Source organism: Mycoplasma ovis str. Michigan (assembly GCF_000508245.1).
GTDB classification, from domain to species: Bacteria; Bacillota_I; Bacilli_A; order Mycoplasmatales; family Mycoplasmoidaceae; genus Eperythrozoon_A; species Eperythrozoon_A ovis.
Window position 1 is genome coordinate 102,803 of record NC_023062.1, and the last position, 16,834, is coordinate 119,636.

20 protein-coding genes and 1 pseudogene are annotated in these 16,834 nt (G+C 35.3%); 8 read left to right on the forward strand and 13 right to left on the reverse strand.

Annotated features, from left to right (window positions below):
* Window positions 1–54: 54 nt before the first annotated feature.
* Entirely contained in the window at window positions 55–1,110 is a 1,056-nt protein-coding gene (locus tag MR07_RS00620) for a hypothetical protein (protein ID WP_024070925.1), read from the reverse strand.
* 100 nt (window positions 1,111–1,210) lie between these two features.
* On the opposite strand from MR07_RS00620, the pseudogene MR07_RS04540 reads away from it, so the two are divergent.
* Window positions 1,211–1,827, forward strand: a pseudogene (locus MR07_RS04540) (restriction endonuclease PLD domain-containing protein).
* A gap of 4 nt (window positions 1,828–1,831) precedes the next feature.
* Entirely contained in the window at window positions 1,832–2,386 is a 555-nt protein-coding gene (locus MR07_RS00630) for a phospholipase D-like domain-containing protein (RefSeq protein ID WP_043901141.1), read from the forward strand.
* Window positions 2,387–2,579: 193 nt separating this feature from the next.
* On the opposite strand, the gene MR07_RS00635 is transcribed toward MR07_RS00630, so the two are convergent.
* Window positions 2,580–3,704, reverse strand: coding sequence for a hypothetical protein (locus MR07_RS00635; RefSeq protein WP_043901142.1), 1,125 nt, complete (start codon window positions 3,702–3,704; stop codon window positions 2,580–2,582).
* A gap of 31 nt (window positions 3,705–3,735) precedes the next feature.
* Here MR07_RS00635 and MR07_RS00640 point away from each other — a divergent pair, with 31 nt between their 5' ends.
* Both MR07_RS00640 and MR07_RS00645 read left to right on the forward strand, forming a co-directional pair.
* On the forward strand, window positions 3,736–4,455 hold the full coding sequence (locus MR07_RS00640; protein WP_024070929.1) for a restriction endonuclease PLD domain-containing protein: 720 nt from the start codon (window positions 3,736–3,738) through the stop codon (window positions 4,453–4,455).
* A gap of 4 nt (window positions 4,456–4,459) precedes the next feature.
* Window positions 4,460–5,008, forward strand: a complete 549-nt coding sequence (locus MR07_RS00645) for a phospholipase D-like domain-containing protein (protein ID WP_024070930.1) — start codon at window positions 4,460–4,462, stop codon at window positions 5,006–5,008.
* 361 nt (window positions 5,009–5,369) lie between these two features.
* Here the strand turns inward: MR07_RS00645 and MR07_RS00650 are convergent, their stop codons facing one another.
* The 7 genes from MR07_RS00650 to MR07_RS00680 form a co-directional block, all read right to left on the reverse strand.
* Complete coding sequence (locus MR07_RS00650; RefSeq protein WP_235062726.1) at window positions 5,370–5,981, reverse strand: hypothetical protein; 612 nt, start codon at window positions 5,979–5,981, stop codon at window positions 5,370–5,372.
* Window positions 5,982–6,134: 153 nt separating this feature from the next.
* Window positions 6,135–6,419, reverse strand: a complete 285-nt coding sequence (locus MR07_RS00655; RefSeq protein WP_024070932.1) for a hypothetical protein — start codon at window positions 6,417–6,419, stop codon at window positions 6,135–6,137.
* Between the two features lie 388 nt (window positions 6,420–6,807).
* Window positions 6,808–7,890, reverse strand: coding sequence for a hypothetical protein (locus MR07_RS00660; RefSeq protein WP_024070933.1), 1,083 nt, complete (start codon window positions 7,888–7,890; stop codon window positions 6,808–6,810).
* Between the two features lie 281 nt (window positions 7,891–8,171).
* The gene (locus MR07_RS00665; RefSeq protein ID WP_024070934.1) at window positions 8,172–9,221 is read right to left on the reverse strand and encodes a hypothetical protein; all 1,050 of its coding nucleotides are present in this window, start codon (window positions 9,219–9,221) and stop codon (window positions 8,172–8,174) included.
* Window positions 9,222–9,424: 203 nt separating this feature from the next.
* A complete protein-coding gene (locus tag MR07_RS00670) occupies window positions 9,425–9,754 on the reverse strand; it encodes a hypothetical protein (RefSeq protein WP_024070935.1) in 330 nt (109 codons plus the stop codon).
* Between the two features lie 44 nt (window positions 9,755–9,798).
* On the reverse strand, window positions 9,799–10,005 hold the full coding sequence (locus MR07_RS00675; protein ID WP_024070936.1) for a hypothetical protein: 207 nt from the start codon (window positions 10,003–10,005) through the stop codon (window positions 9,799–9,801).
* A 98-nt stretch (window positions 10,006–10,103) separates the two neighbouring features.
* A complete protein-coding gene (locus MR07_RS00680) occupies window positions 10,104–10,622 on the reverse strand; it encodes a hypothetical protein (protein ID WP_024070937.1) in 519 nt (172 codons plus the stop codon).
* A gap of 795 nt (window positions 10,623–11,417) precedes the next feature.
* On the opposite strand from MR07_RS00680, the gene MR07_RS00685 reads away from it, so the two are divergent.
* Window positions 11,418–12,185: a hypothetical protein gene (locus MR07_RS00685; RefSeq protein ID WP_144079540.1), complete on the forward strand. Its 768-nt coding sequence runs from the start codon at window positions 11,418–11,420 to the stop codon at window positions 12,183–12,185.
* A gap of 193 nt (window positions 12,186–12,378) precedes the next feature.
* On the forward strand, window positions 12,379–12,621 hold the full coding sequence (locus MR07_RS00690) for a hypothetical protein (RefSeq protein WP_024070940.1): 243 nt from the start codon (window positions 12,379–12,381) through the stop codon (window positions 12,619–12,621).
* 747 nt (window positions 12,622–13,368) lie between these two features.
* On the opposite strand, the gene MR07_RS00695 is transcribed toward MR07_RS00690, so the two are convergent.
* Both MR07_RS00695 and MR07_RS00700 read right to left on the reverse strand, forming a co-directional pair.
* The gene (locus tag MR07_RS00695; RefSeq protein ID WP_144079541.1) at window positions 13,369–13,755 is read right to left on the reverse strand and encodes a hypothetical protein; all 387 of its coding nucleotides are present in this window, start codon (window positions 13,753–13,755) and stop codon (window positions 13,369–13,371) included.
* A gap of 20 nt (window positions 13,756–13,775) precedes the next feature.
* Window positions 13,776–14,375 (reverse strand): hypothetical protein, encoded by a 600-nt coding sequence (locus MR07_RS00700; protein ID WP_024070942.1) that lies wholly within the window; start codon window positions 14,373–14,375, stop codon window positions 13,776–13,778.
* Between the two features lie 84 nt (window positions 14,376–14,459).
* Between MR07_RS00700 and MR07_RS00705 the strand changes: the two genes are divergently transcribed.
* Entirely contained in the window at window positions 14,460–15,176 is a 717-nt protein-coding gene (locus MR07_RS00705; protein WP_024070943.1) for a restriction endonuclease PLD domain-containing protein, read from the forward strand.
* A 4-nt stretch (window positions 15,177–15,180) separates the two neighbouring features.
* Window positions 15,181–15,729, forward strand: coding sequence for a phospholipase D-like domain-containing protein (locus MR07_RS00710; protein WP_024070944.1), 549 nt, complete (start codon window positions 15,181–15,183; stop codon window positions 15,727–15,729).
* A gap of 294 nt (window positions 15,730–16,023) precedes the next feature.
* Here MR07_RS00710 and MR07_RS04545 read toward each other — a convergent pair whose 3' ends face one another.
* Window positions 16,024–16,176: a hypothetical protein gene (locus MR07_RS04545; protein WP_024070945.1), complete on the reverse strand. Its 153-nt coding sequence runs from the start codon at window positions 16,174–16,176 to the stop codon at window positions 16,024–16,026.
* The gene (locus MR07_RS00715; RefSeq protein ID WP_024070946.1) at window positions 16,176–16,823 is read right to left on the reverse strand and encodes a hypothetical protein; all 648 of its coding nucleotides are present in this window, start codon (window positions 16,821–16,823) and stop codon (window positions 16,176–16,178) included. The genes MR07_RS04545 and MR07_RS00715 overlap by 1 nt, the downstream gene beginning before the upstream one ends.
* Window positions 16,824–16,834 lie beyond the last annotated feature (11 nt).

Consider the following 16,834-nt stretch of genomic DNA (forward strand, 5'->3'; position numbering starts at 1 on the left):
TTTGTTTTCCCTTTCCTCCAAATAGGTAATTCAGAGTTAATTAGTTAAAAATTATTACTTCTTAAGTTTGTAAGAATAAGTAAGCTTCACGTTAGCCTTATACTTTTTAATAGCATCAATTCGTCCTTGCTTTCCCCAGCATTTTTCGAACCTTACTTGAATTTCACTATCACCTGTTGTATTCAAACACGTTGTTATTTGCCCGACTCAACTTCTCCCTTTTCACATATCATCACCATCATTTAATATTTTCATTCACCCATTTTCATCCCTTTCTTTTATAATCTGGGCTTTGTTAACAACCAACCCCAAAGCAACAGCAACAATAGGTCTCTCCTCGTCTCCACCGATCTGTATTATTCCGCTGTCATTGCCAAGAACAATCATACTATCCTTTCTAGCGGACCAATTACCTTCTCCTGTGTTTCAACTCCAGTCCGGTCTTAGTCTTAGTTTGCTACCCTTGTGCAATGGTAAGTTTTTGCAACCATAATTTTTAACCAAAAAGTTCTTGTCAGCATTTTCTCAACTAAGTCTGTACTTTCCATTTCCTTCATTCTTCCCACTCCCTTGAGCAAAGCCAATCACCAAATAAACATCCTTACTCCCCACTTCACCAATATTTACAACACAAGTTCCTTCGCTAAGATCAATTATTTGTGTACTTCCGTCCTTATCTCGAGTCTCATAGTAGGGAACTCGTTGAATTCTGATCTCCTTTTCTTTCTTTAAGTCTTCTTGGTTGCTATTTGCTCAACTAGGATTTTCTCTTAGATCTTTTCATGTAATTCCATCTTTCCCAGCAATGATTGGATCGCCATTATTTTTTATTATCTTTCACCCAATACCACTTACTTTGCTCTTAATCTTGTTCGCGTCTTTAATATTAGAAATCCAACCAAAGTCCGGTTCAGTGTAAAAAAATTTATCTCTATATATTTGTCCTGTTTTATTTCCCTTCCATACATCTCCAATTTTTCCTATCTCAGTTCCTAAACCAGCTTCATTCCTTTTGTCCAAAATGTAATTAACATTTACCTTTACATTTGGACGTTCAAACTTAACCGCTCCTTCTTTATCAACTGAATCACCAATAGCAGTAAGGTGCATCGGGGGGGGCGGCCGTAACCCTTTTTGGTTAAAAAATTATTCCTTTTTAGAAAATTGGATAATTAAACAGGTAAATTAATTCATTAGAAATGTAATTTAAGTGAAAGACCAAGCGATTTGAACCAAACTTCGCCCTTCATCAGATAGAGAGAAAACAGAGCCACTAAATTATTGTTTCACGAGTGAACTAAGCAGGTCGGATCGCTTAGAAATTGCTGTAGGATTTTGTTCTTACAAATCATTACTAGAGTTAGAGAGATTGATTTTGCAAAAGAAGATTAAAAAAGTATGTTTAATTCTAGGAATGTATTACTTAATGGTATGTCTAAATACTTGCATAGTTTGGCCTTGAGGATTAATAGAAATTGAAAAAAGGAAGGAATCGGAGAAATACGATTAGTACATTCTGGGAAATATCATGGAAAACTTTATTTTTTCTTTCTAAACAATCAAATGTTTTCAGCTATTATGGGTTCTCCTAATTTGAGTTTTTTAGATGAGAAACAAACAGATGACCCAGTTCAATATGAAATAGCTTCGATCACCAGTAATCCCAGAGAGCTCCAAGATTATTTAAAACATTTAGAGGAGTTAAAATGCAGAGATATCTCTGAAAATATAGAAATTCTTGAAAGATACAAATTACAAGTAGACAAAGACCTTAACTCAAAAGTCGAGCAACAGCAAGATAAAATCATGTACAGAATTTTTTCTTAGGGATATGTTGTGCCTTAAAGACTTAGAGGAAGCTGAGGATCTTCGAACGATTACCTTTCCATTAATTGTTCCTTCAAGGCAAGAAGTTTTAAATTTTCCAGAGTTAGATCTATCTAAGTCATCTCTTAATGCTTGTTATAGCAAGCCTTTGTTTAATAAGAGAACTGGAAAGAGACAAAGTTGATTTGATGTAAAGTTAACCGTTAAGGGAGAGGAAAATCTTCCTTCTAGAGAAGAATGGTTTTATTTAGTTACAGACAGTGGATATTTATGTAAGGCTTGTTTTGCTGGCAAAAAAAATAAGTGATTGAACACTTTTGAAGATTCAAGGTGTATAGGTCATTGAATAAAAGGAGATTTGGCTGGTTGTGAGATAGTGAGGGGCTTTGATTATGTTTGCCAAGATCCCAAAAGAAAAGGAGTAGTTACCAAAGAAGACTTGGAAGTTTTGGGAGGAGATCAAGTAGTTTTGAAGAAAACAAGCATTACTAAAAAAGACAATCAAGGCATTGAAAGAGATGTGTGATTCATTTCTTTACCTCTGAATTTTGACATATAAACTGTAAGTTCATATTTAGTTAGTTATCTTCTTAACTTTATTGGTTTTACAACAGGTTTAAGAAGGGAAATACATTTTTTATTTAGGATTTACTTCTAAAAAAATAACTATTTAACAAAAACTTCAAAAATAAAGATACTTTGTTTTCCCCTTCCTCTAAATAGGCAATTCAGAGTTAATTAATCTGTTATGTCTATTGGTTTAGTTTGTAAGAATAAGTGAGTGTAATATTCCCTACCCTTTTGGTGAAAGCATCAAGTCGTTTTTTGTCTTTTAAGCAGGTTTCTGTCATTTCACCTTTCACACCTGTTTCCTTCTCAACAAAGCAGCTTTTTTTACCATTTCCCCAGCTTCTATTCTTTCAGTCTTCTTCTTTATTACTAAGAACTTTATCCCATTTAATCTTCCCATACTTCTCCCTCCAATCGTCATCCGCTTTGTACTGTCACTCAGCTGTGAGTTTATTAACGACTAAGCCTAAAACAATAGGTACGACCGGCTTGACTACGTCTCCATTAACATAAATTATTCCACCCCCAGATTTCAAAACCACCATACTATCCTCCCGCGCACTTCAGCTACCATTGTCACTCGCCCAACTCCAATCAAGCCCTAAACTAACCCCATTATTAAATCAACTACTCAAGCTTTTGCAACTATAACCTTTAACTAAAAAGTCATCTTTAATATTTTTTCAACTAAGTCTGTATCCCTTTTTATCTTCTTTCTCCCCACTGCCTTGCGCGAATCCAATTATTAAATATGCATCCACACCCTTTCCATTCACTCGATTTCCCACATTTACAATACAAGTGTTTTCGCTGAGATCAACGGTATGTTTAATTCCATCCTTCTCAGTTTCATAGTAAGGAACTTGTTGAATCCTGATCGTCTTTTCTTTCTTTAACTCTTCTTGAGTATTACTGATTCAACTAGGATCCTTTCTTAATTCCCCTCATGCAATTCCACTTTCTCCCGCAATAATCGGATCACCCTTATTGCTTATTACCTTCCAACCAATACCACTTACTTTACTCTTAATCTTTTCCGTGCCACTAATACCGGCGAGTCAACCAAAGTGTGGTTCGACATAAAAAAAGTTATCTCTATATATCTTTCCTGTTTCATTGCCTTTTCATACACTTCCAATTTTCCCTTTCTCTGTGCCTAAGCCTTCTTTACTCCTTTTATCCAAAACGTAATTAGAACTTACCTTTACTTGTGGATTATTAAACTTCACCTCCCCACCCTCATCAACTGAATCACCAAAGTTATTTGGGGGGGGCTCACAACCCTCTTTTGTTAAAAATTTATGCATTTTTGTCAAGGAGAAGTAATTAACTAATTGAATGAATAAATTAGAAAAATTTATTGGAATTAAATGTAATTTTTGGTGCTGACTCTTTGGTTCTTTAAAGAGCTTTCACCTCTCCCATAAAGATGTAATTGAAGTTGAGGAAAAGTTTCTGGGAACTAATATTTGTCCTCTGTTAGAATGGGGAGAACAAGAATCACTAAATGATTGTTTTAGGAGAGAACTTAATAAGTCTGATAGATTGGAAATTGCTGTGGGATTTTGTTCCTATAGATCATTAAAAGAATTAGAAAAATTGGTTTTACAGGGAAATATTAGAAATGTTTGTGTAATCCTAGGTATGTACTACTTTGATGGATTGCTTAGTTCATTATATGAATTGGTTTTAGAAATTAATGAAAGATGAAGCAAGTTAGGAATAGGGGAAATAAGATTGGTACATTCTTGCAAATACCATGGAAAACTTTATTGTTTTTACCGAAAAAATAGAATTGTTTCAGCCATAATAGGCTCTCCAAACTTAAGTTTTTTAGTTGAGAGGCAAGTTTACCCATCCCAACATGAAATAGCCTTACTAACAAATAATCTAAGAACACTAAAAAAGTTTGCAAAATATTTAGAGTATTTGAAATCTAGAAGAATCTCTGAAAATATAGAAATACTAGAAAAATACAAATCACATGTAGAAAAAGACCCCGATTTAGGGGGAGAACAAAGACAATCTAAAATTATTTACAAAATTTTTTCTCCTTAGATCGATGTTGTGTCTTAAAGATTTAAAAGACTCCATATCTCTCCGCACTATTACTTTGCCTTTGATTGTTCCTTCGGAGGAAGAAGTTTTAAATTCAAAAGAATTAGATTTATCTAAATCACCTCTGAATGCTTGTTATAGTAAGCCTTTGATTAATAAGAGAACTGGAAAAAAGCAAAGTTGATTTGATGTAAGGCTAACCGTTGAAGGTGAAGATAATCTTCCTTCTAGAAAAGAATGGTTCTTTTTAGTTACAGATCATGGATATTTATTTAAGGCTTGTTTTGCGGGGAGAAAAATTAAATGATTAAGTTCTTTTGAAAATTCAAGACTTATAGGTAAGTGAATAAAGGGGAGGCTAGCTCAATGTGAAATTGTGAACCGTTTTGATTATGTAGATGAAGATCCTAGAAAAAGAGGAGTAATTACTAAAGAAGATTTGGACGATTACGGAGGAAATCAAGTAATTTTAAAGAAAACGACTATAACTGAGAAGGATAAACAAGGGATTGAAAGGGATGTGTGATTAATTTCTTTTCCTTTCAAACTTTAGATTAAAAAACTTGAAGTTTATATTTTTGATTGTTTATTAATTGAAAAAAATTATATAGTTAGCTAACTAAGAAAAACTAAAGAAACTGACCTTTAACTAAAAATTATTTTTTCACCTTTCAAAAGTTAAAGAGAGGTTAAATGCCGAGAATCCTCTTTTTAACAAATATCTTCTGTTGGAGTATTTTCAATGCATTTGTTGTAATCTTGAAGAACTGGTGTGTAATCAATTCCCTTAAAGTTATTAAATAATCACATCTGATATAGGATTGATAGGTTAATAATCCTTTAGTTAAAAGAATTATTTCTTTGTTTTCCCCTTCATCTAAATAGGTAATTCAGAGTTAATTAATCTATTATGTCTACTGTTCAAGTTCGTAAGAATAAGTGAGTTTTAGATTCGCCTTTCACCCCTTGAAAGCATCAAGACGCGCCTTTGTCTTCAAACAGCCCTCCTCAATCCTAACTTCTACTTTTCTCCCACTTTGGGCAAAACATTCTGTCTCTCCTTCCCTCCATGGATGCTTTTTTCATTCTTCGCTTTCATCTTTCAGAATTCCTCTCCAACCTCCCTCTTCTGATGCTTTTTCTCAACCTGATTTAGTCCTGTTTTTTCACTTAACCGTCACCTTATTATAAACCAATCCCAAAACAACAGCGACAATAGGTCTATCCCCCTCCCCACCGATCTGTATTATTCCGCTATCATTGCCAAGAACAATCATACTATCCCCTCTAGCTGACCAATTCCCCTCTCCTGTGTTTCAACTCCAGTCCGGTCTAAGTCTTAGGTTGCTACCCGTGTGCCATGGTAAGTTCTTGCAACCATAATTTTTAACCAAAAAGTTCTTGTCAGCATTTTCTCAACTAAGTCTGTATTTTCCACCTCCTCCATTCTTCCCTCTCCCTTGAGCAAAGCCAACTACCAAATAAGCATGTATTCCCTCTTCTAGGTTCATACTCCCTACATTCACAATACAAGTATTCTCGCTGAGATCAATGATCTGTGTGTTCCCATTCTCACCCTTCACCTCATAGTAAGGGACCCGTTGAATTCTGATTTCCTTTTCTTTTTTTAAGTCTCTTTGGGTGTTATTAACTCAACTAGGATTTTCCCTCAGATCCTTTTATGTTATCCCCTCTTTTCCTGCAACAATCGGATCACCATTATTCTTTATTATCTTTACACCAACACCACTCACCCTGCTTTTAATCCTCTCTGCCCCTTGTATTCCATCAATCCAACCAAAGTCAGGCTCAGCATAAAAGAAGTTATCTCTATATATCTGTCCTACTTTGTCACTCCTTCACACTTCTCCAATCTTTCCTATCTCCGCTCCCAAACCCGATTCATTTCGTTTGTCCAAAATGTAATTAACATTCACCTCTACACTTTGATTCTTAAACTTCACTTCTCCACCTTCATCAACTGAATCACCAATAGCAGGGTTTTTTTTGGGGGGGGACGCAACCCTCTTTTTGTGCTAATTAAGAATAGATTGACTCTAACTTTCTTTGAATAGAATTATTCAATTTTTGAAGTTGTTGTATAGCCTTTTCTAAAGTAGAAAGTCTTAGTTTGCTAAATGGAAAACTCTAGAGAAAACAACAAAAACACTTTGTTAGCTATATAAATCCTGATAAATGAATATGTGAAGTATTTATCTTAAAAACACTTTCATTGCTAACTTGTTAGTAAAAAAATAAATATCAAAAAGTTTTTTCTTTGTTTTCCCCTTCATCTAAATAGGTAATTCAGATTTAATTTGCTACACACACCATCCAGTGTCACCGACTTCATTAACTATACTTGTACGACAGCTCTATCTCCTCCTTTCAATCGCTTAAATTCGTAAACTTCTTTTTGTTCCCTTCGAGTTCTTTCCAAGGTCGCTCAACCCAACTTTCACTAAGGTCCACAGTTCCCCCTCTAGCGTCACTACTGCTTTCAATTTTTCACGGTCTGAATCCAACTCCTCCGTTCCCACCCATTGTTACCTCGCTTTCTTGCTTCTCTAGCTTTCTTCTTGCCCTACCAATACATTCGCTAATTGCTTTGCTAGTGCTCTTACCATTGTTCGTCCCAAACGCACCATCGCAGTCTTTATCAAAACTTAGATTTACGGCGATGCCCATTAGAATCCCAACCAACGCATTCCTTTCCTTTGTCTCTGCGAATTGTCAGATCTGGTTTCCTCCATTGTTCTTATTGCCTAGAAGAATGACCTTCTCATTCGGACCCGTCCAGTATTGTCCATCTCCATTCCGATAATCACCGTCTAGGCTTTGAATCAACTTATGCCCTTTGCTTTTGCCCCATCGCACCAAATTATTACAGTTTCCCTCATCACTAAGGAATTTGTTGCCAATAAAGTTTCACGCATACCCTCTGCCGTTCACCTTTTCTCCCTTCTGCACCTCAACAAAACCAAAAAACAAATAAATAGGTCTTTTGCCAGCTTTTCTTTCAACTACACATATTTCTTTCCCCAATTCTCAAGTTTCCCCTTGACTCGCTCTATAGTAAGCAACTCGTTCAATACTCAACGTCCTTTTCATTTTACTACCGCTTTCTTCGTTATCCTTTAGCACTTTTCTGTCGCGCATGCTTTTAAAAGTTACACCGCTCATGTCTTTAGTAAAATTCTTTCCTTCAATACTCGTCACCTTTAGTCCAATACCACTAACTAATGACTTCACACCCTTAAAGTCCTTTCCCAATCAACCAAAGTCTTTAGGAACATAATAAAACCTGTCCTCGAAGATATTTCCTTTCTTCCCGCCCGCTCAGATAGATCCCTGACCAACTCTTAATGCCTCTGGATTTCTTGCGTCCAAGCCCTTCATACTCTTTCATCAATCTCCTTCCTGCTTAATCTCCACTGTACCACCTTCATCAACTGAATCACCAATAGCAGTAAGGAGTGGGAAGTCTAGAGCGGCGGGGGGGTGACGTCGACATTTACTTTGTTTGCTAATTAAGAATAGATTGGTTCTAGCTTGTACTTTATTAGCTATATAAGGATTGGTATATGTTTTTTGGAATTATTTAATATAGATTCTTTTTTATTGCTAATCCGTGAGTAAATAAATAAATATCAAAATTTTTCTTTGTTTTCCTCTTCCTCTAAATAGGTAATTCAGAGTTAATTAATCTATTATGTCTACTGTTTAAGTTTGTAAGAATAAGTGAGTTTCAATTCCATCACTCTTTTCTGCAAGGTATTTAATCTATTTCTATCATTCAAACAATCTTTTTTAATTTTTCGTATCTTCCCTCGTTCAGTCTTGTCGAAACACTTGCTGTCTTTACCCTTCTCGTCTACGACTTTCCATTTATCAAGCTCCCCCTTCTCCACTTGTTTCCATTCATTGTTAGTTAAACTATTGTACGTTCAACCTCTCGGTCTATTCGGTTGTACAACAGTGACTTTATCTAAAACCAGCCCCAATACAATTGGTACGACAGCGTCTCCACTCACTCCCGTAAGGTTAATTATTTCTTCATCCCTTTTCAAAACCACCATACTATCTTCTCTTGCAGTCCATTTTCCACCCCCGTCATTCCAACTTCAATCAACCCCTAAATTAACATCGCCATTAAATCATCCTTTCAAATTGTCGCAACCGTACCCGCTAATCAAAAAGTTGTTACCAACATTTTCTCAACTAAGTCTATATTCGTTACCGCTCTCTTTCTTAGCCTTCCCCTGTGCAAATCCAATCACTAAGTAAGCATATACGCCTCCTTCAGTGCTCGTGCTCCCTACATTCACAATACAAGTGTTTTCACTGAGATCAATGGTTTGTGTACTTCCGTCTGTATTTTTCACTTCATAGTATGGAGCGCGTCTAATTTTGATGCTTTTCTCTTTCTTTAAGTCCGTCTGGTTTGCAACAACTCAACTAGGATTTTCCCTCAGATCCTTTCATGTGATCCCCTCTTTTCCTGCAACAATTGGATCGCCATTATTTGTTATTACCTTTCAACCAACACCACTTACCTTGCTCTGAATTTTTTCCGACCCTTCTATACCCTTAAGTCATCCAAAGTTGGGCTCGACGTAATAAAAACTATCCCGATACATTTGTCCTGTCTTATTTCCTTTTCATACATCTCCAATCTTTCCTAACTCCGTTCCTAAACCCGTCGCATTCCGCTTGTGCAAAAAGGATTGAATACTTACTTTTACATCCGGACTCTTAAATTTCACTTCTCCACCTTCATCAACTGAATCACCAAATTTATTTAGGGGAGGGCGCTCTTTTCTTTTTGTGTCTTCCCCTTCTTTTAAATAGGTAATTAAGAGTTAATTATTGAAGTCTGTAAGAATAAGTAAGATTTATGTTTGCCTGTTATCTCTTAAAAACATTAGTTCGACTTTTAACGCTAGGACAGTTTTCTTTGAATTCAGGTTTAACTCCTTAACTTACTTGGTTTAACTGTTTTTGAGCAATCACTCACAACATCATTCCATGATTGCTGATTCCAATCATCATACTGATCATCCAGAATTACTTCCCGCCCTTCATCTTCTGGCTCTCCTCCTTTCCTCGCTAAGTTCACAGTTCAAGCCTGAATTTTATTACACACCAACCCCAAGACAATGAGAATAACTGGCTTTCCCTTGTCATTATTGACTTGAATTATTCCATCACCACTTTTAAGAACTACTAAACTACCCTCCCTAGCACTTCAATTGCTGTTATCACTTTTTAAGCTATAACCAATCCCTAGTTTTATCACCTTTTTGAACCAGTATTCTAAATGGTTACAGCCGTAACTTTTAATTAGAAAGTTGTCTCCAACACCTTTTCAACTAAGTCTTTTTCTTCAACTACATAACAAGGAACTCTTTGAATTCTAATTCTCTTTTCCTTCTTTAAGCACCTTAGATTGTTCCATGCAGCTCCCTCATTATCGGTTACAACGGAATCACCACAATTCCTTCTATCAAAAATGTAATTAACATTTACTTTCGGATTCTCAAACTTCACTATTTACTTTTCATAAATTGAATTACCAGATAATAATGGGATTAAAGGGAAGGAGTAGTAAATAAAGCTTCTCTAATTTATTAATATTACTCTTCCTCTTATTTAACTTCGCCACTTTTTCTCATCCGTTTCAGTTCTTCAGTTAGTTCTCTCAACTTATCAAAAAATTCTTCAGAACTAAGTTTATGTTCTACAATTTCTTCCTCCCCTTCCGCTAGTGCCCTTGGGCAAGAATTACCCGTACGAGCTACTCTTTCAATTCTGCTCTTCTCATAAATCACAGTATGTTCAGTTTCATTTAACTTTTTTCAATCTTTTTCATTTTTATCATCAGGAAGCTCATCATCAGGGAAAACATATCCAAGATTTCCGTCCTTTGAAATTCCCACTTTAAGATATTCAATGGAAACAGAATGTCTATAAACATCTTCGTCTCCAACTGTTCTTCTTTGAATAAGCATTTCCCTTTTGAATCTTATTGGTTCCTTTGCTATTTGAATAGCTGGAAGCTTCAGAATTATTTTGAGACAAGTTTCGTGGTCCGTCATTGCAAGCTCAAGCAATTTGTCCTTATTTAAAACTTTTTTCTTTCTATTTTTAAATTTGAAGATGCTCATGTCTTTGTTAATTATTTATTTAAAGAAGTATAACAAAGTGTATTTTCTATTACTTGAATTTTCTTCCAAATTTCTCATAAAAAACCATAACCACAGGCAGAGGATTATGCATCTCTTTCATGAACAGTTCCTGTCTTCTTTGACAAGACAATTCTTTGCATAATATTCATAACTATTACTTTGTTTGAGGGATTAATAGTAATTGTATTGAGAGGAGTGAATTTATGAATAATATTTTTGTATTTCCTCTCAAATACTTAATTACTCTTCAACGCCAAAAAGTATGAAAAATAGTTTAGTTCATTTCTTGTTTTTCAGTCTGTTAAATGGTGTAAGTTCACAAAAATCTTTTTAGTTTTGATAAAGTATCTAGAATTTTTGTAATCCTTTCGGGAACAGATGGCAAGACCTTTTTCTCTCTGGAGAAGTTTCCTCGAAAAAGGAAGGGGGGGGAGGAAGGGATATAACTAAGGAAGCCTCGCTTATCTCCTAACAAATTTCAGTTCGTTGGAGCTTAAGGTCAAACTTACTTTTGATTTTTTGATAAAGTTAAGCTGCTTATCCATTAGGTAAGTTTTGTCGAGAGCGTGAGATTCATCTACGGTCGAATCTTGTATTTGCCATTTCACGCCATATCGAGATCGCCCCCAGACAAAAACAAATTATACACCTTTGCTATAGATATCGTTTTTGGTTTCAGATGCAAACATCTGAAACCAAATCGTTGTATAATTTTTACTAAGGGAAGGGTATATTTTATTTTTGCAACTTTTCAAAGGTCTAATCGGGCTTTTCATGCCCCTTTCCATCTTTGGGATTCCACTCCTTACTGCTATTGGTGATTCAGTTGATGATGGACAAATGGATGGGTTTAAGGCGAAGGGTGGGAAAATTTATCAAAACGCGGATGGGAACTTTTTACGAGAAAGAAATCCAATTGCTTTTGGATTTACAAATGACTCGGCAGGTGAAGCATGAAGGTTAACAAAATCTGGAAAAGTTTATAAAGATGAAAGTATCTTTGGATTTAAAGATTACAGTTGACTAAATGGGAAGGCTGAAGGCGGGCATACCATTTCTGGCGGGGAAAAATTCAAAACTTTAATTAGTGGTCTTGGAATAAGAGTCAAAGAGATCACTGGGCCATGTATACTCGTAAGTAATAAGAATGGAGCTAAATGGAAAGATCTAAGAAGTTGTCCAGAAAATAGTGAGAAGACTAGACGGGAGGGGCAGGTTATCACAAGACATTTAGATGTTGATTTGGTTCCTTTAGTAAATCAGAAAGCGACTGATGATCAACTCAGTTATTTGGGAAGGACGGTTTGTATGGCAAGACTTATAACCAAGAATAAACAAATAGACAATCTAAGTTCTTTGGGTTTTATTTTTGCCGTTGGAACTGGGTTTGAGAACGATAAAAATAAGTCTTTGATTGGAGATCAGATGAAGTGAGACAAAACGATAAAAATAAGTCTTTGATTGGAGATCAGATGAAGTGAGACAAAGATAACAAGATGGTTTCAACAGGTTATGGTGTTTGCGAGGGATTGGGGAAGGTAAACGGAGGACACGGGTTCAATTTGACTTTGCTTTTGCATTATGGTAATAGCTTTGGCGGAGGGTTGAGTGAATATTCTGTGATGACTCTTAGTTCTAAGGATGGGGGAACTCTTTATTGAAATGGCCCAGGCCAATATAAGGGGATATTTTGGAGTTTTACTTGGTGTAGTCGGGCAATATTGCAAAATGACAGGTGGGGGGATATAAGGAATATGGAGATTATAATAGAAATTATGACTTAAGAGTCATGAGCAAAGATAGAAGCTTTATTTATGGGGCAATGGGCAAGGGAGCTATGGAGAGTCCCGTTATAGAGCTTACGCTGTTCAAAAGAGACGAGCTTCGAAAAGCGGCCGCAAGAGGGGGATTCTCTTTTGGAAAATTGAAACCACAGGCCAGCAGAAGTACTACAAAATATATTGTTGCAAAGAATTAAGAAAAGCAACACAAGAAATATTCACTTCAATTAGTTAGAAAACTTTTTTTCGCTTAATTAACTCTGCATTTACTTTTTAGAGGAAGGGGAAAACAAAGAAAAAACTTGCACTAAATAAGGGTACCAAGCATTAGCAAATTTCATTTCACAGAAAATCCAAAAAAAATTTAAAAATTCAATAAATTATCAAATTTCAAAAAAGTCATTATTTGGATGTTGATGATGGCTCTGGAAGGGGGTTGCGTTTGTTATATATAAAAAACTATTTTTAGTTACTTTTTGAATAAGACAAAATTTGACAATAAATAATGGTCCAATAATCTAGTAATTCCACTAATTGATTTGTTAATTCTCAAATATTGAAATAGGTCATAAGCTTCAATTATCATTAACTATCATTCCCAAAAGACTTAATTGTTCTAGTTAATTAATTCCTACAAAACTTAGTTATCATTATTTTGAGGACTTGTAAGTATATCATTTCTCGTTAGTCATAAAAAATTTGCCTTAGCTCCCCCCTAAATAGGTAATTCAGATTTAATCTTCAGAAATGGTTTTCCTATGTTCCGGTATATCTGTATGTAAGTTCAGAATCCCGCTTTCATCTCTTTCATATTTCTTGAATGTCTGTGATCCTCTATCACTTTGCTCTCGCCACTTGTAGAATCGGTTTCCCGTGTCCACCGCCTATCACATCAATCAACTGACCTCCTTTTATTAAATTCGATACCCCTTCGTCATTTTCCTTTAACTTTTCTTTAGCTTTCTTAATGCATGTCCCGCGAGCATCCATAACACCTCTTCAAACTTTACTTCAGTCATTCTTTTCTCCTGTTTCTTCATTTTTTCGCATTCCTTAAGCTTCTCTTTTTTGCTTCATTCATCACCTCAGGTATTTCAGCATTCCTCGCCGACTTCCCCGTAGACTTTACTTTTTTGTTCAGCGTTTTTGACTCTTGTCTGAGCTACATTAATCGCAAGACCCATCAAAACTCCAACTAGAGGTTGGCCCCATTCCTCTCCCGTTATCCGAAGGTCTCCTATATTATTACTGTTTTCCCCTTCAGGTCCGAGACTAATCATTGTTTTCCCGTTTTCTAATTGTGTTTGTGATTTTGCGTTGAACTCGACCAAACTATAACCGCTTCTCCGTCTTAACAAGTCACACCGTGGTCTATCAATAAAACTCCCCTACCATCAGTCGGAATAGAGTAGCTATACCCTTTTCCGTCACCTCCTTTTTCCCCTCGTTTAACCTCAATAAAACCAATAAACAAATAAACATCCTGTTTGTTAATGGACTTCTTCAATGTGCAAATTCCTTTATTTAATTCTCAAGTTTTTCCAGATCCATCAGGCCGATGATACAAAGTCCTCCCTAAAGTCACTCTCTTAGTCATCACCCTACTCCCAAGTTTTTTATTCTCTACTGCCTCATGGCTTCGTTTATCTTTGTAACTAATTGACTTCATATTCCTAGTAAATTTTTCACCTGCGACACTCGTAATCTTTAGACCAATACCACTGACTAAAGACTTAATTCCCTTAAATTGTTCTCATAATCAACCAAAATCTTTTGGAATATAAAAATATTGCTCTTCGAAAATGTCACCCACTTTACCAGTAGTTCATATAGCTCTCCCATCTGGCTTAATGGCTTCTGGATTTCTTGGATAAAAACCATCTACCTGTCACTTTCAATTAACAGCCGGCTCAATATATACCGAACCACCTTCATCAACTGAATCACCCAATGCTATTGGGGTGAGGAGGGTTGAACTTATCTTTTTGTTAAAAATTTATGCATTTTTGTCAAGGACGAGTAATTAACTAATTGAATGAATAAATTAGAAAAATTTATTGGAATTAAATGTAATTTTTGGTGCTGACTCTTTGGTTCTTTAAAGAGCTTTCACCTCTCCCATAAAGATGTAATTGAAGTTGAGGAAAAGTTTCTGGGAACTAATATTTGTCCTCTGTTAGAATTGGGAGAACAAGAATCACTAAATGATTGTTTTAGGAGAAAACTTAATAAGTCTGATAGATTGGAAATTGCTGCGGGCTTTTGCTCCCGCAGATCATTAAAAGAATTGGAAAGATTGGTTTTGCAGGTGAATATTAGAAATGTTTGTGTAATTCTGGGTATGTACTATTTTGACGGATGGAGTCAGTCATTACACAAATTAGCCTTGGAAATTAATGATAGGTGAAGAAAGTGAGGAATAGGGGAAATAAGATTAGTACATTCTTGCAAATACCATGGAAAACTTTATTGTTTTTACCGAAACAATAAAATTTCCTCAGCTATAATTGGTTCTCCAAATTTAAGCTTCTTAATTGAAAAACAATTTGAACCAGCCCAACATGAAATAGCCTTACTCACAAAGAATCCCAGAACGCTTAAAAATTTTTCAAAGTATTTCGAATTTTTGAAGTCTAAAAGAATCTCTGAAAATATAGAAATTCTCGAAAAATATAAATCACATTTAGAGGAAGACCGACGATTCAACACTGAACAAAAACAATTTAAAATAATCTACAAAAAATTTTTGTAGAGTAATGTTATACCTTAAAGAATTAGAAGATTCAGAAGCCCTTAGAACTATTACCCTTCCTTTAATTGTTCCAACAGAGAAAGAAGTCTTGGATTCAAAAGAACTAGATCTATCTAAATCACCATTGAATGCCTGTTATAGTAAACCTTTGGTGAATGAAAAAACTGGAAAAAAGCAAAGTTGATTTGATGTAAGGTTAACTGTTGAAGGTGAAAATAATTTACCTTCTAGAAAAGAATGGTTTTATTTAGTTACAGATCATGGATATGCGTTTAAAGCTTGTTTTGCGGGAAGAAAAGTTAAGTGATTAAGTTCTTTTGAAAACTCAAGACTTATAGGTAAATGACTTAAAGGAATATTTATTGATTGTGAAATAGTGCGTCATTTTGATTATGTAGATGAAGATCCCAGAAAAACAGGAATAATTACTAAAGAAGACTTGGAAGAATATGGAGGAGATCAAGTAGTTTTAAAGAAAACTACTATAACTGAAAAAGATAATCAAGGGATTGAAAGAGATGTGTGATTAATTTCTTTTCCTTTCAAGCTTTAAATAAATTCTTAGTTTTGTTCGTTTCATAAAAGGCTTAGAAGAGGAAATATATTTTTTTATTCATTTAGGATTTACTTCGAATTTATTTTCCCATTCATAGTTAATTAGTATAGATCTCATACCTATTTACTTGAATATTTGTAAGGGAGTTCAGTAGACATCTACTCATTTTCTCATTCACTTCCCTTTCAATATGCTTATCGTTAGTTGTAATCTTGGCATTTTTTCCAATTATTAAATTCTTGTTTTCTTCCTCGTCTCCTAATTTCCAGATATCTTCACTTAACTTCCCAACTAAATCCTTAACCTCCGAATATTAATTTTCAGCAAGTTTCTTTCTCCTTGTTTCAAGGCATTCAACCCATTTATCTGTTTTTCTTTTCCACTTATTCCCATCACTTTTTTATTAATAGTTTCTCTTTTATCTTTACAGTTATTATCCCCCATTAAACTAATTGCAATCCCGACCAAGGGCTTTTCTCCTTTGTATCACTACGGAAATTTCAGACGTTTACACTCTTATTGTTTCCAACACCTAGAAGCACTTCTTTAACTTTCGGATCAAGATTCTCCATGCTTGACGCCCCTCAATCTAGATAATCCCCACCTTCACTCTCGACTAATCTAATTCCTTTATCTTGTACCCTATGTAGGTTTCCGCAACGGCTCTCCCCGCTCAAGAAGCTTCCTTTCTGAAAAGTTCAAGCATGTCCTTTTCCGCCTCCCACCGACCCTTTATCTTTAACATCAACACATCCAATAAACAAGAAAACAGCTTGACCAGCCGAGTCTCCCCTAATTGCACAAACCTCCTTGCCCAACTCTCATGTCTTTCCATCTTTATCAGATTTATAGTACACAACCAGCTCTAAGCCCACTTTTCTTGTCAATTTCCCATCTTTACCATCGGTGTGTCGTTTAGCTCTTCCGTTTCGAATACTCTCAAATTTAACACTCTTTATATTCGAAGTAAATACTTCATTATAGATACCTTTAAACTTGAGGCCTTTCCCGCTAACTAGTGATTTCACACTTTTAAATTCCTTTCCCAATCAAAAAAAGTCTTCAGGAACATAAAATAACTTATCTTCCAAAATATTTCTAA